The sequence below is a fragment of the Streptomyces sp. AM8-1-1 genome, assembly GCF_032229325.1.
GTDB lineage: Bacteria > Actinomycetota > Actinomycetes > Streptomycetales > Streptomycetaceae > Streptomyces > Streptomyces achmelvichensis.
This window is the reverse complement of sequence record NZ_CP135086.1, coordinates 1,204,565-1,218,127: the sequence shown is the minus strand read 5'-3', so window position 1 is coordinate 1,218,127 and position 13,563 is coordinate 1,204,565. Positions and strand designations below refer to the sequence as shown.

At 69.6% G+C, this 13,563-nt stretch carries 11 protein-coding genes; 10 read left to right on the top strand and 1 reads right to left on the bottom strand.

Going from position 1 to position 13,563, the window contains the following annotated elements:
- The first annotated feature begins 15 nt into the window (after positions 1–15).
- From RPQ07_RS05475 to RPQ07_RS05435, 9 genes are all read left to right on the top strand, one after another.
- Complete coding sequence (locus RPQ07_RS05475; RefSeq protein ID WP_313948794.1) at positions 16–1,083, top strand: polyprenyl synthetase family protein; 1,068 nt, start codon at positions 16–18, stop codon at positions 1,081–1,083.
- 113 nt (positions 1,084–1,196) lie between these two features.
- Positions 1,197–3,215 (top strand): squalene--hopene cyclase, encoded by a 2,019-nt coding sequence (gene shc / locus RPQ07_RS05470; RefSeq protein WP_313942878.1) that lies wholly within the window; start codon positions 1,197–1,199, stop codon positions 3,213–3,215.
- A complete protein-coding gene (locus RPQ07_RS05465; protein ID WP_313942877.1) occupies positions 3,215–3,868 on the top strand; it encodes a 1-hydroxy-2-methyl-2-butenyl 4-diphosphate reductase in 654 nt (217 codons plus the stop codon). Before shc ends, RPQ07_RS05465 begins: the two co-directional genes overlap by 1 nt.
- A gap of 5 nt (positions 3,869–3,873) precedes the next feature.
- A complete protein-coding gene (gene hpnH / locus RPQ07_RS05460; protein ID WP_313942876.1) occupies positions 3,874–4,896 on the top strand; it encodes an adenosyl-hopene transferase HpnH in 1,023 nt (340 codons plus the stop codon).
- 4 nt (positions 4,897–4,900) lie between these two features.
- Positions 4,901–6,064, top strand: a complete 1,164-nt coding sequence (gene ispG / locus RPQ07_RS05455; RefSeq protein WP_313942875.1) for a flavodoxin-dependent (E)-4-hydroxy-3-methylbut-2-enyl-diphosphate synthase — start codon at positions 4,901–4,903, stop codon at positions 6,062–6,064.
- Positions 6,065–6,089: 25 nt separating this feature from the next.
- Entirely contained in the window at positions 6,090–7,964 is a 1,875-nt protein-coding gene (gene dxs / locus RPQ07_RS05450) for a 1-deoxy-D-xylulose-5-phosphate synthase (RefSeq protein ID WP_313942874.1), read from the top strand.
- 3 nt (positions 7,965–7,967) lie between these two features.
- Positions 7,968–9,395, top strand: a complete 1,428-nt coding sequence (locus RPQ07_RS05445) for an aspartate aminotransferase family protein (protein ID WP_313942873.1) — start codon at positions 7,968–7,970, stop codon at positions 9,393–9,395.
- A gap of 60 nt (positions 9,396–9,455) precedes the next feature.
- Positions 9,456–10,043 carry an XRE family transcriptional regulator gene (locus RPQ07_RS05440; protein WP_313942872.1) on the top strand — a complete coding sequence of 196 codons (588 nt, stop codon included), beginning with the start codon at positions 9,456–9,458 and terminating at the stop codon, positions 10,041–10,043.
- Between the two features lie 42 nt (positions 10,044–10,085).
- On the top strand, positions 10,086–10,211 hold the full coding sequence (locus RPQ07_RS05435; RefSeq protein ID WP_313942871.1) for a DUF6126 family protein: 126 nt from the start codon (positions 10,086–10,088) through the stop codon (positions 10,209–10,211).
- A 69-nt stretch (positions 10,212–10,280) separates the two neighbouring features.
- On the opposite strand, the gene RPQ07_RS05430 is transcribed toward RPQ07_RS05435, so the two are convergent.
- Entirely contained in the window at positions 10,281–11,093 is an 813-nt protein-coding gene (locus RPQ07_RS05430; RefSeq protein WP_313942870.1) for a tyrosine-protein phosphatase, read from the bottom strand.
- Between the two features lie 180 nt (positions 11,094–11,273).
- Between RPQ07_RS05430 and RPQ07_RS05425 the strand changes: the two genes are divergently transcribed.
- A complete protein-coding gene (locus RPQ07_RS05425) occupies positions 11,274–13,367 on the top strand; it encodes an alpha-galactosidase (protein ID WP_313942869.1) in 2,094 nt (697 codons plus the stop codon).
- Positions 13,368–13,563: the final 196 nt, after the last annotated feature.

Sequence of the window (13,563 nt, the reverse complement as noted above, 5' to 3'; positions counted from 1 at the left end):
GAGACCGTGCCGACAGTGCCTTCGGCGAACCCGGCTGACGACACCGCAGCGGACGTGGACATCGTCGCGCTGCTGGAGCGCGGGCGGACCATGTCGACGCCGGTGCTGCGTGCGGCCGTGGACCGGCTCGCACCGCCCATGGACACCGTCGCCGCGTACCACTTCGGCTGGATCGACGCCGAGGGCCGGCCTTCGGACGGTGACGGCGGCAAGGCCGTGCGCCCCGCGCTCGCCCTGCTGTCCGCCGAGGCGGCCGGGGCGTCGCCCGAGACCGGCATCCCCGGCGCGGTCGCGGTCGAGCTGGTGCACAACTTCTCGCTGCTGCACGACGACCTGATGGACGGCGACGAGCAGCGCCGTCACCGCGACACCGTGTGGAAGGTGCACGGCCCGGCGCAGGCGATCCTCGTCGGTGACGCGCTGTTCGCCCTGGCCAATGAGGTCCTGCTGGAGCTCGGCACGGTCGATGCCGGGCGGGCGACCCGGCGGCTGACCACCGCGACCCGCAAGCTGATCGACGGCCAGGCCCAGGACATCTCCTACGAGCACCGCGAGCGGGTCACCGTCGAGGAGTGCCTGGAGATGGAGGGCAACAAGACCGGCGCACTGCTCGCCTGCGCCGTCTCCATCGGCGCCGTGCTCGGCGGGGCGGACGACCGTACCGCCGACACGCTGGAGGCGTACGGCTACCACCTCGGACTCGCCTTCCAGGCCGTGGACGATCTGCTGGGCATCTGGGGCGACCCCGTCGCCACCGGCAAGCAGACCTGGAGCGATCTGCGCCAGCGCAAGAAGTCCCTGCCGGTCGTCGCCGCGCTCGCCGCCGGAGGACCCGCCTCGCAGCGCCTCGGGGAGCTGCTCGCGGCCGACGCCAAGAGCAACGACTTCGACAGCTTCTCCGAGGAGGAGTTCGCCACCCGGGCGGCCCTCATCGAGGAGGCCGGCGGCCGTGAGTGGACCTCCCAGGAGGCACGCAGGCAGCACGCGATCGCCGTCGACGCCCTGAACGGTGTCGAGATGCCCGCGCACGTCCGGGCGCAGCTCGTCGCGCTCGCCGACTTCGTCGTCGTCAGGAAGAGATGATCGCTATCGCCTGCACCATATGAATCGCAGTCGCCGGCCGGCGACCGGGCAACCGGTTGCCGGCCGACGGAGACCCCAGCACAGCAGATCAGCACTGCAACGAAGGGGAAGCCATGACAGCGACGACCGACGGAAGCAGCGGGCCCCTCAAGTCCCGCGCAGCCGCGGCCAGTTCAACAACCGACACACCGTTCGTCTCCCTCACGGGCCCGGCCAGGAGCGATCCGCCCGAGGCCGCACGGCATGCCGCGGAACGCTCCGTCGAGTATCTGCTGAGCATCCAGGACGCCGAGGGCTGGTGGAAGGGCGACCTCGAGACCAATGTGACGATGGACGCCGAGGATCTGCTGCTCCGTCAGTTCCTCGGTATCCAGGACGCGCGCACCACCGAGGCGGCCGGCCGCTTCATCCGTGGTGAGCAGCGCGAGGACGGCACCTGGGCGACGTTCTACGGCGGTCCCGCGGAGCTCTCCACCACCATCGAGGCCTACGTCGCGCTCCGGCTGGCGGGCGACCTGCCGGACGATCCGCACATGGCGCGCGCCGCCGCCTGGATCAGGGAACACGGCGGCATCGCGCAGAGCCGGGTCTTCACCCGCATCTGGCTCGCATTGTTCGGCTGGTGGAAGTGGGACGACCTCCCGGAACTGCCGCCCGAGCTGATCTTCCTGCCCTCGTGGTTCCCCCTGAACATCTACGACTTCGGCTGCTGGGCCCGGCAGACCATCGTGCCGCTCACGGTGGTCTCGGCGAAGCGGCCGGTGCGGCCGGCGCCGTTCGCGCTCGACGAGCTGCACACCGATCCCGCGCGGCCGAACCCGGGCAAGCCGCTTGCGCCCGCCACCAGTTGGGACGGCTTCTTCCAGCGCACCGACAAGGCGCTGCACCTGTACCGCAAGGTCGCCCCGCGCAGGCTGCGCCGGGCCGCGATGAACGCCGCCGCGCGGTGGATCATCGAACGCCAGGAGAACGACGGCTGCTGGGGAGGCATCCAGCCGCCCGCCGTGTACTCGATCATCGCCCTGCACCTGCTGGGATACGACCTCCGGCATCCGGTGATGCGGGCAGGGCTGGAGTCGCTGGACCGCTTCACCGTGTGGCGCGAGGACGGCGCGCGCATGATCGAGGCCTGTCAGTCGCCGGTGTGGGACACCTGCCTCGCCACCATCGCCCTCGCCGACGCGGGACTGCCCGCCGACCATCCCGCCCTGGTGAAGGCGGCCGACTGGATGCTCGGCGAGGAGATCGTGCGGCCCGGCGACTGGGCGGTGCGCAGGCCCCAACTCGCGCCGGGCGGCTGGGCGTTCGAGTTCCACAATGACAACTACCCGGACATCGACGACACCGCCGAGGTCATCCTCGCGCTGCGCAGGGTCAAGCACCCCGACCCCTCGCAGGTCGAGGGCGCCATCGTCCGGGCCGGCCGCTGGACGCTGGGCATGCAGTCGAAGAACGGCGCCTGGGGTGCTTTCGACGCCGACAACACCAGCGCCTTCCCCAACCGGCTGCCGTTCTGCGACTTCGGTGAGGTGATCGACCCGCCGTCGGCGGACGTCACCGCGCATGTCGTGGAGATGCTCGCGCACGAGGGAAAGGCCCATCACCCGCGCACCCGCCGCGGTATCGACTGGCTCCTCGCCGAACAGGAGCCGAACGGCGCCTGGTTCGGCCGCTGGGGAGTCAACTACGTCTACGGAACCGGCTCGGTGGTCCCCGCACTCGCCGCCGCCGGGGTGCCCGCTTCGCATCCAGCGATCCGCCGTGCGGTCCGCTGGCTCGAATCCGTCCAGAACGACGACGGCGGCTGGGGCGAGGACCTGCGCTCCTACCGGGAGGAGGAGTGGGTCGGCCACGGCGCATCCACGGCCTCCCAGACCGCGTGGGCACTGCTCGCGCTGCTGGCTGCGGGGGAGCGGGGGAGCAAGGCGGTCGAGCGGGGTGTCACCTGGCTGGCCGTGACCCAGCGGGCCGACGGTTCCTGGGACGAGCCCCACTTCACGGGGACCGGCTTCCCCTGGGACTTCTCGATCAACTACCACCTCTACCGGCAGGTCTTTCCGCTGACCGCGCTCGGCCGGTACGTGCACGGCGAACCGTTCGCCGGGCGCGCGCCCGCCCGCAAGGGGGGCTGATGGCAGCTTCCCCGAGGCCCTCCGGCTCCGCCTCGCCGCTGCTGATCGCCTGTGCGCTCGGTATCGAGAAGGCCGCCCTGCGCAGCGGCGACCGCAGCGGCGCGCGGGGGCCGGTGACCGTGCTGCGTACGGGCATGGGGCCGCAGAACGCGGAACGTGCCGTACGCGCGGCCCTGAGTGCCACGGCCATGGGCGGGGCGCCGGTCGTGGCGTCCGGATTCTGTGCGGGGCTCGCCCCGGGGATGCATCCCGGGGACCTGATCGTCGCCGACGAGACCCGCCACCCCGCCGGTACCAGCCGCTGCACGGACACGGAACTGCTGGTCAAGGCCGTGGCCAGGGCCGTGCCCGGGCGCGCGGTGCACTGCGGTCCGCTGATCGGTTCCGATCATGTCGTCCGCGGTCCCGAGCGGGCGGCCCTGTGTGCCACCGGCGCGATCGCGGTGGACATGGAGTCCGCCGTCACGCTCCGCACAGCGCTGGGCGCCGGACCCCGCCCGGTTGCGGCCGTCCGAGTGGTCGTGGACGCTCCAGAGCATGAGCTCGTCCGTATTGGCACGGTCCGCGGTGGAATATCAGCCTTCCGTGTTCTTCGTGCCGTGCTTCCTGCTTTCTTTGAATGGCACCGTTCTTTGCTGCTCCCCAGGAGGTGAGCTAGATGGCCATGCCGCTTCGTCAGACCATCAGGGTCGGGACGTACCTCTTCGAACAGAAACTCCGCAAGCGGGAGAAGTTTCCGCTCATCGTCGAGCTGGAGCCGCTCTTCGCCTGCAATCTGGCGTGTGAGGGGTGCGGGAAGATCCAGCATCCGGCCGGTGTCCTCAAGCAGCGCATGCCGGTGGCGCAGGCGGTGGGTGCGGTGCTCGAATCGGGCGCGCCCATGGTCTCCATCGCCGGCGGTGAGCCGCTGATGCATCCTCAGATCGACGAGATCGTGCGCCAGTTGGTCGCGAAGAAGAAGTACGTCTTCCTCTGCACCAACGCGATGCTGCTGCGCAAGAAGATCGAGAAGTTCACCCCCTCCCCGTACTTCGCCTTCGCCGTGCACATCGACGGGCTGCGCGAGCGGCACGACGAGTCGGTGGCCAAGGAAGGCGTCTTCGACGAGGCCGTGGAGGCGATCAAGGAGGCCAAGCGCCGCGGCTTCCGGGTCACGACGAACTCGACCTTCTTCAACACCGACACCCCGCAGACCGTCATCGAGGTGCTCAACTACCTGAACGACGAGCTGAAGGTGGACGAGATGATGATCTCGCCCGCGTACGCGTACGAGAAGGCACCCGACCAGGAGCACTTCCTGGGTGTCGAGCAGACCCGCGAGCTGTTCAAGAAGTCCTTCGCGGGCGGCAACCGGCGGCGCTGGCGGCTCAACCACTCGCCGCTGTTCCTCGACTTCCTCGAGGGCAAGGCGGACTTCCCGTGCACGGCGTGGGCGATCCCCAACTACTCGCTCTTCGGCTGGCAGCGGCCCTGCTACCTGATGAGCGACGGGTACGTCCCCACGTACCGGGAGCTCATCGAGGAGACGGACTGGAGCAAGTACGGCCGGGGCAAGGACCCGCGCTGCGCCAACTGCATGGCGCACTGCGGCTACGAGCCCACCGCCGTCCTCGCCACCATGGGCTCCCTCAAGGAGTCCATCAGGGCGGCGCGGGAGACCGTCTCGGGAAACCACGGGTGACGTGATGTCCTCAGAGCCTGTCGCACTGGGGCTCCCGGTGCTGCCGGCCCGGCCGATCGCGATGCGCCGCCACTCGCGGCGCATCCAGGTCGGGTCGGTGGCCGTCGGCGGGGACGCCCCGGTGTCGGTGCAGTCGATGACGACGACCAGGACGTCGGACATCGGTGCCACGCTGCAGCAGATCGCTGAACTGACCGCGTCCGGTTGCCAGATCGTGCGGGTGGCGTGCCCGACGCAGGACGACGCGGACGCGTTGTCGACGATCGCGCGGAAGTCGCAGATCCCGGTGATCGCGGACATTCATTTTCAGCCGAAGTATGTGTTCGCGGCGATCGACGCGGGCTGTGCGGCGGTGCGGGTGAACCCGGGGAACATCAAGCAGTTCGACGACAAGGTGAAGGAGATCGCGCGGGCGGCGGGTGATGCGGGGACCCCGATCCGGATCGGGGTGAACGCGGGTTCGCTGGATGCGCGGCTGCTGGCGAAGTACGGGAAGGCTACGCCGGAGGCGCTGGTGGAGTCGGCGCTGTGGGAGGCGTCGCTGTTCGAGGAGCACGGTTTCCGGGACATCAAGATCTCGGTGAAGCACAACGACCCGGTCGTGATGGTCAACGCCTACCGGCAGCTGGCTGCGCAGTCGGACTATCCGCTGCACCTGGGTGTGACGGAGGCCGGTCCCGCCTTCCAGGGCACGATCAAGTCGGCGGTGGCGTTCGGTGCGCTGCTGAGTGAGGGGATCGGGGACACGATCCGGGTTTCTCTGTCGGCGCCGCCGGCGGAGGAGGTCAAGGTCGGTATCCAGATTCTGGAGTCGCTCAATCTGCGTCAGCGCCGGCTGGAGATTGTGTCGTGTCCGTCGTGCGGTCGGGCGCAGGTGGATGTGTACAAGCTGGCGGATGAGGTGACGGCGGGTCTGGAGGGCATGGAGGTGCCTCTGCGGGTCGCGGTCATGGGGTGTGTGGTGAACGGCCCGGGTGAGGCCCGTGAGGCCGATCTGGGTGTGGCGTCCGGCAATGGCAAGGGTCAGATCTTCGTCAAGGGCGAGGTCATCAAGACGGTGCCCGAGTCGAAGATCGTGGAGACCCTCATCGAAGAGGCGCTGAAGATCGCCGAACAGATGGAGGACACCGGGGCGGTATCGGGTCCGCCCGCCGTCACCGTGAGCTGAACCGGCAAGTGAAGGGGGTCCGACCGTGACGATTCTGGAGAGCATCAGGGGGCCGCGCGATCTCAAGGCGCTGACCGACGAGGAAATCGAGGAACTCAGCAGAGAGATCAGAGAGTTCCTGGTCCATGCGGTGGCCAGAACGGGGGGCCATCTCGGCCCCAATCTCGGCGTGGTGGAGCTGACGCTGGCTCTGCACCGCGTGTTCGAATCGCCCGTCGACCGCATCCTGTGGGACACCGGCCACCAGAGCTATGTGCACAAGCTGCTCACCGGCCGTCAGGACTTCTCCAAGCTGCGGGGCAAGGGCGGGCTCTCCGGCTACCCCTCCCGTGAGGAGTCGGAGCACGACGTCATCGAGAACTCCCACGCGTCCACCGTGCTCGGCTGGGCCGACGGACTCGCCAAGGCTCATCAGGTGCTCGGTTCCACCGGCCATGTCGTGGCCGTCATCGGGGACGGCGCGCTGACCGGCGGTATGGCCTGGGAGGCGCTGAACAACATCGCCGCGGCCAAGGACCGCCCGCTGATCATCGTCGTGAACGACAACGAGCGTTCCTACGCGCCCACGATCGGCGGCCTCGCGAACCACCTCGCCACTCTCCGGACGACCGACGGCTACGAGCGCTTCCTCGCCTGGGGCAAGGACGTCCTCCACCACACCCCGGTCGTCGGCAAGCCGCTGTACGAGTCCCTGCACGGGGCCAAGAAGGGCTTCAAGGACGCCTTCGCCCCGCAGGGGATGTTCGAGGACCTGGGCCTGAAGTACGTGGGACCCATCGACGGGCACGATGTGGCGGCGGTCGAGTCGGCGCTGCGGCGGGCCGCCCGTTTCCACGGGCCCGTCCTGGTCCACTGTCTGACCGAGAAGGGCCGCGGCTACCAGCCGGCGGTCGAGGACGAGGCCGACCGGTTCCACACGGTCGGCGTGATGGACCCGCTCACCTGCGAGCCGCTGACGCCCGCCGGCGGACCGTCGTGGACCTCGGTGTTCGGTGACGAGATCGCCGAGATCGGTGCGGAGCGGCCGGACGTCGTCGCGATCACCGCCGCGATGCTTCACCCGGTCGGCCTCACCCGGTTCGCCGAGCGCTTCCCGGACCGTGTGTGGGACGTCGGGATCGCCGAGCAGCACGCCGCGGTCTCCGCGGCCGGACTGGCCACCGGCGGACTGCATCCCGTCGTCGCCGTCTACGCCACCTTCCTCAACCGCGCCTTCGACCAGCTGCTGATGGACGTCGCCCTGCACCGGTGCGGCGTGACCTTCGTGCTGGACCGGGCCGGGGTCACCGGAGTCGACGGGCCCTCGCACAACGGCATGTGGGACATGTCGATCCTCCAGGTCGTCCCGGGCCTGCGGATCGCCGCTCCCCGCGACGCCGAGCGGCTGCGCCAGGAGCTGCGCGAGGCCGTCGCGGTGGACGACGCACCGACCGTGCTGCGCTTCCCGAAGGAGACGGTGAGCGAGCCCGTCGAGGCCGTCGACCGGGTCGGCGGCATGGACGTCCTGCACCGTGCGGAGGACCCCGAGGTGCTGCTGGTGTCCGTGGGCGCACTCGCCTCCGTCTGCCTTCAGGCGGTGGACCTGCTCCGCGGGCGCGGGATCCGCTGCACGGTGGTGGACCCGCGGTGGGTCAAGCCGGTGGACGAACAGCTCCCACCGCTCGCCGCGGCGCACCGGCTGGTGGCCGTCGTGGAGGACAACAGCCGGGCCGGCGGCGTGGGTTCGGCCGTGGGGCAGGCGCTCCGGGACGCGGGAGTGGACGTGCCGCTGCGCACGTTCGGCATCCCCGAGCAGTTCCTCGCCCACGCCAAACGCGGCGAGGTGCTCGCCGACATCGGCCTCACACCGGTGGAGATCGCGGGACGGATCAGTGCCGCCCTCGTGCCTAAGGAGAACTGAGGAATGACCGAGCCGCTCAAGGCATGCGAGCAGCCTCCCGGCGCGGAGCCGCCCAAGGGCTTCGACCTCGCGAAGCTGCTCGCCGAGCGCGGGGCCGAGCGCTACGACCTGCATCTGCGGCACCTCAATCACCAACTGCCGCGCATGCTGCACACCATCGGCTTCGACAAGGTCTACGAACGGGCCGAAGGCGCCTACTTCTGGGACGCCGAGGGCAACGACTACCTCGACATGCTCGCGGGCTTCGGGGTGATGGGCCTCGGCCGCCACCACCCCGTCGTCCGCAAGGCGCTGCACGACGTGCTCGACGCCTCGCTCGCCGATCTCACCCGCTTCGACTGCCAGCCCCTGCCGGGGCTGCTCGCCGAGAAGCTGCTGGCGCACAGCCCGCATCTGGACCGGGTGTTCTTCGGCAACAGCGGTACGGAAGCGGTCGAGACCGCGCTGAAGTTCGCGCGGTACGCCACCGGCAGGCCGAGGGTGCTGTACTGCACCCACGCCTTCCACGGGCTGACCACCGGATCCCTGTCCGTCAACGGCGAGGCGTCCTTCCGGGACGGGTTCGCCCCGCTGCTGCCCGACACCGCCGTCGAGCCCGGCGACCTCGCCGCGCTGGAGCGCGAGCTGAGGCGCGGCGACGTGGCCGCCCTGGTGGTCGAGCCGATCCAGGGCAAGGGGGTCATCGAGCCCCCGCCCGGGTTCCTGCGCGCCGCTCAGGACGCACTGCGCCGGCACAAGGCACTGCTGATCGCCGACGAGGTGCAGACCGGTCTCGGCCGTACCGGCGACTTCTACGCCTACCAGCACGAGGACGTCGAGCCGGACCTCGTCTGCGTGGCGAAGGCGCTCTCCGGTGGCTACGTACCGGTGGGGGCGACCCTCGGCAAGGACTGGATCTTCAAGAAGGTCTACTCCTCGATGGACCGGGTCCTCGTGCACTCGGCGAGCTTCGGCTCCAACGCCCAGGCCATGGCCGCGGGGCTGGCTGTCCTGTCGGTGATCGAGGACGAGCAGGTCGTGGCGAACGCGCGGGCGACCGGCGATCTGCTGCGGTCCCGGCTGGCCGCGCTCGTCGACCGGTACGAGTTCCTGCACGAGGTACGCGGACGCGGTCTGATGATCGGCATCGAGTTCGGGCGGCCCGATTCGATCAAGCTCCGCAGCCGCTGGGCCATGCTCCAGGCGGCCCGTAAGGGTCTGTTCGCGCAGATGGTCGTGGTGCCCCTGCTCCAGAAGCACCGCATTCTCACCCAGGTCTCCGGCGACCATCTGGAGGTGATCAAGCTGATTCCGCCGCTGACGATCGGTGAACGGGAGGTCGACCGGTTCGTCGCCGCCTTCACGGCCGTGATGGATGACGCGCACGCCGGGGGCGGTCTGATGTGGGACTTCGGCAAGACCCTGGTGAAGCAGGCCGTCGCCAACCGCTGAGCTTTTGCCTCTGAGGCAAACGGTTTGCCTCAGAGGCACTTTCTCTGGCCCAATGGATGCATGACCAGCCATACGGGAGAGTCGGCGGGCGCGCTGCCCGACGTCGCGCCCCGGCTGCGCGATCTGCGCCGCCGCCGAGGGCTCACCCTGGAAGCAGCCGCGCATCGCGCCGAGCTGTCACCCGCCCATCTGTCCCGGCTGGAGACCGGCCGCCGGCAGCCGTCGCTGCCGATGCTGCTCGGTCTCGCCAGGATCTACGGTACGACGGTCGCCGAGCTTCTCGGCGAGCAGGCGCCCGAGCGTGAGCCCGTCATCCGGGCCGGTGCGCGCGAGCCCACCGCGGCGGACGGCTGGACCTACCACCAGGCCGGCGGATCCGGCCGCGCGATGCAGGCCCTGCGGGTGGTGGTGCCGTACGGAGCCCAGGGCGACCTGGTGCGCGTGCATCCGGGCGAGGAGTGGATCCACGTCCTCGACGGACGGCTGCGGCTGAGCCTCGGCGACACGGTGCACGAACTGGCCCCCGGGGACAGCGCGCACTTCGACTCGCTGACTCCGCACCGCATCGCGGCGGCCACCCCGGACGGGGCCGAGCTCTTGTTCGTGCACACGCTGCTGCAGAGCCCCGATCTGCATCCGCACGCCTGATCCGGGGACCCTCCGTACCGCCGAGCCGAAAGCGAGACCGTCGTGTCCGAGAGCAACGAGGAGAAGTCATTTCCCCGGGGGCTGGTGATCCGGCTCTTCGCGTATCTGGTGGCGGGCCATGTCTTCGCCGGGTTCCTCTACCTGCTGTTCACCGTGGGGGCGAAGTAGCCGGTTTCGGCGAGAGGTTCACGTACGGCGAGGGGCCGCACGTGAACCGGTGCGCTCACGCCGAGGGGCTCACGCCTCGTCGAGGAGCCGGGCCCGCAACTGCTCGCGCGTCTCGGGGCTCACCTTCAGGCCCTCGGTGAGATAGCGGTCGGTGGTGCCCCAGGTCTGGTCGATCGTGTCGAACGCGGCGTGCAGATACGTGGAGCGTGCGTCGAAGAGGGGGCTCAGCAGCTCCATCACCTCCGGCGACATGCCGGCGGGAGAGTTGTCCTTGCGCCGGACCACGTAACGCCGGTGCGGGTCGTTGGACTTGAGGTAGTCCGCCTCGATCGCCTCGCGCTCCACCCCGACCGCCATCAGGGACACGGCGATCGACAGACCCGCGCGGTCCTTGCCCGCGGCGCAGTGCATCAGGGCCGGCACGCTGTTCTCGGCGAGTGCGTGCAGGACACGGCTGTGCTCGCCGGTGCGCTGCGTGATGATCGTGCGGTAGGAGGCGGACATCCTGTCCGCCGCCTTGCCGTCCGAGAGGATCGAGCGCAGCTGGTCGATGTTGCCCTCGCGGACCATCTTCCAGAACTCCGCGCCGTCGGCCGGGTCGGTGAGCGGCAGGTTCAAATTGCGTACGCCGGGAAGCTCGACGTCAGGACCTTCCAGCCGCATGTCCGCCGCATTGCGGAAGTCGAAGATCGTGTGCAGGCCGAGCGTCGTCAGGAACGAGGCGTCGGCCGCGGTCGCGTTCGCGAGATGGCCGCTGCGGAAGAGCTTTCCGTACCGCACCTGCCTGCCGTCCACGGTCGGCAGACCACCCACGTCCCGAAAGTTGCGCACACCGGCCAGTTCGGGCTCGGTCGACGGGACCTGCGGCAGCTGCTGCGTCACGTGAGCTCCTGAAGTCACTGCGGTCGGCGCCGGTCGCCGACGACGGCGGTTTCGACGATACGACATGGATTCGTCGGGCAATCATCTTGGCCCCGACCCCGCAGAGGCGTTGCACGGGCGGTGGTCCACGTCGGATGATGTGCGGGCCTGTGCGGACCTGTGAGTATCTGAGGGGTCGGGATGATCGAGAGCGTTGGCAAGGGTCGTACGTGGGTTCTCTCCGGACCGACGAGCAGCTATGCGCTGCACCTCACGGACGACGACGAGCTGTTGCATCTCCACTGGGGGCCGCGCATATCCGGTGCGGACGCCGAGGCGCTCGCGGACCGGGGGCTGCCGCCCTACTGGCCGTTCGAGTCCCCTCTCGACGGGCACGAGGAGTACCCCGTCGAGGGCGGCCCCCGTTTCGTCCGCCCCTCCCTCTCCGTCCGCACACCCCAGGTGCGCGGTACCGAGTGGGCTTTCGCCGACGCCTCCGCGGACGGCGACGAGCTGCGGCTGCGCTTCACGGACGCCGTGCACGGGCTGGGGCTCATCCTTCACCACCGCATGCGCGACGAGGCCGATGTGATCGAGCGCTGGGTGACGGTCGCCCATGAAGGGGAGGGGCCCGATCTGGAGCTGCTGCGGGCCGACTCTGCCGCCTGGACGCTGCCGCAGCGCGACGCCTGGCGGCTGAGCCAGCTGCACGGCCGGTGGGCCGCCGAGTCCCTGCTCGTACGGTCCCCGCTCACCTATGGCGAAAAGGTGCTCAGCAGCCGCCGCGGCCACACCGGCCACCAGCACCTTCCCTGGGTCGCGCTCGACGCGGACGGGGCGACCGAGGAACACGGCGAGGTCTACGGCTGCGCGCTCGGCTGGTCCGGGTCCTGGCGCATCAGCGTCCAGCAGCTGCCCGACGGCCTGGTGCAGATTACCGGCGGGGCCGGTTACGACGACTCCGGACTGCTCAAGCTCGCTCCCGGGCAGAGCTACACCTCACCCGTATTCGCCGGTCTGTGGAGCGCCGAGGGGTTCGGCGGCGCCAGTCGTGCCTGGCACACGTGGCAGCGCGCGCGGGTGATCCCGGACGCCGCCGCCGACCGGCCCGTGCTCTACAACTCCTGGGAGGCGACGAACTTCGACATCTCCGAGGACCAGCAGCGCGCGCTCGCCCGGCGGGCGGCGGACATGGGCGTCGAGCTGTTCGTGGTCGACGACGCCTGGTTCGGGCAGCGGACGAGCGACCGCGCCGGCCTCGGCGACTGGACCCCCAACCCGGACCGCTTCCCGAACGGCCTGCGGCCGCTCGCGGACGAAGTGCACGAGCTGGGCATGCAGTTCGGCATCTGGGTCGAGCCGGAGATGGTCAACGCCGACAGCGATCTCTACCGGGCGCATCCCGACTGGGTGCAGCACCACCCCGGACGGACCAGGACCGAGCTCCGCAATCAGCTGGTCCTGAACCTCGCCCGCAAGGACGTGCAGGACTACCTGTGGGAGCAGTTGCACACGCTGCTCGGCAGCGCACCGATCGACTATGTGAAGTGGGACTTCAACCGCTGCTTCACGGACGCCGGCTGGCCCGGTGAGGACTATCCGCAGCGGCTGTGGGTGGAACACGTCGACGCCCTCTACGCGCTCCTGGAGCGGCTGCGTGCCGCACACCCCGGTGTCGCGTTCGAGTCCTGCTCCGGCGGTGGCGGCCGGATCGATCTGGGGATCCTCTCCCGCACCGACCAGGTGTGGACCTCGGACAACACCGATCCGCTGGACCGGCTCGCGATCCAGGACGGCTTCACCCAGATCCACCCCGCGCGGGTGATGGCCGCCTGGGTCACCGACAGCCCCAATGTCCAGCTCAACGGGCGATTCAGCAGCCTGCGCTTCCGCTTCGTGAGCGCCATGGCGGGTGTGCTCGGGGTGGGCGGTGACCTGACCGAGTGGACCGAGGAGGAGCTGGCCGAGGCGCGCGACTGGGTGGAGCTCTACAAGAGGATCCGTCCGGTCGTGCAGCACGGAGACCTGTACCGGCTGCGGGCACCGGAGGGCGGGCTCAGCGCCGTGCAGTACCTGCGCGGGGACGAGACCGTCGTCCTCGCCTGGCTCCAGGCGCAGCACTACGGCGAGCAGCCGCCGCGGCTGAGGCTGCGCGGCCTCGACCCGGCCGCGGCCTACGAGTGCCAGGACACCATGCAGGTGCACCGGGGATCGGTGCTGCTCCATCACGGGCTGCAGACCGGGCTGAAGGGTGACATGGACGCCATGGTGATCAGGTTGCGGCGAATTGGCTGATACCGCTCACCATTCTTTATGTCTGGGCTTTCTGTCCGAATTGAACTGTTCGCCATAGCCTGCCCCATCTGGAATGGAGATGGGAAAAGGCCCGTGAGCAGGATCTCATTCGTGACGGACCGTGGCTGATCCACCGGCCAGAACTGCGACACCAGAAGGAAGTTGACGCTCCCTCGTCCACGGAGTGTGACCGGAA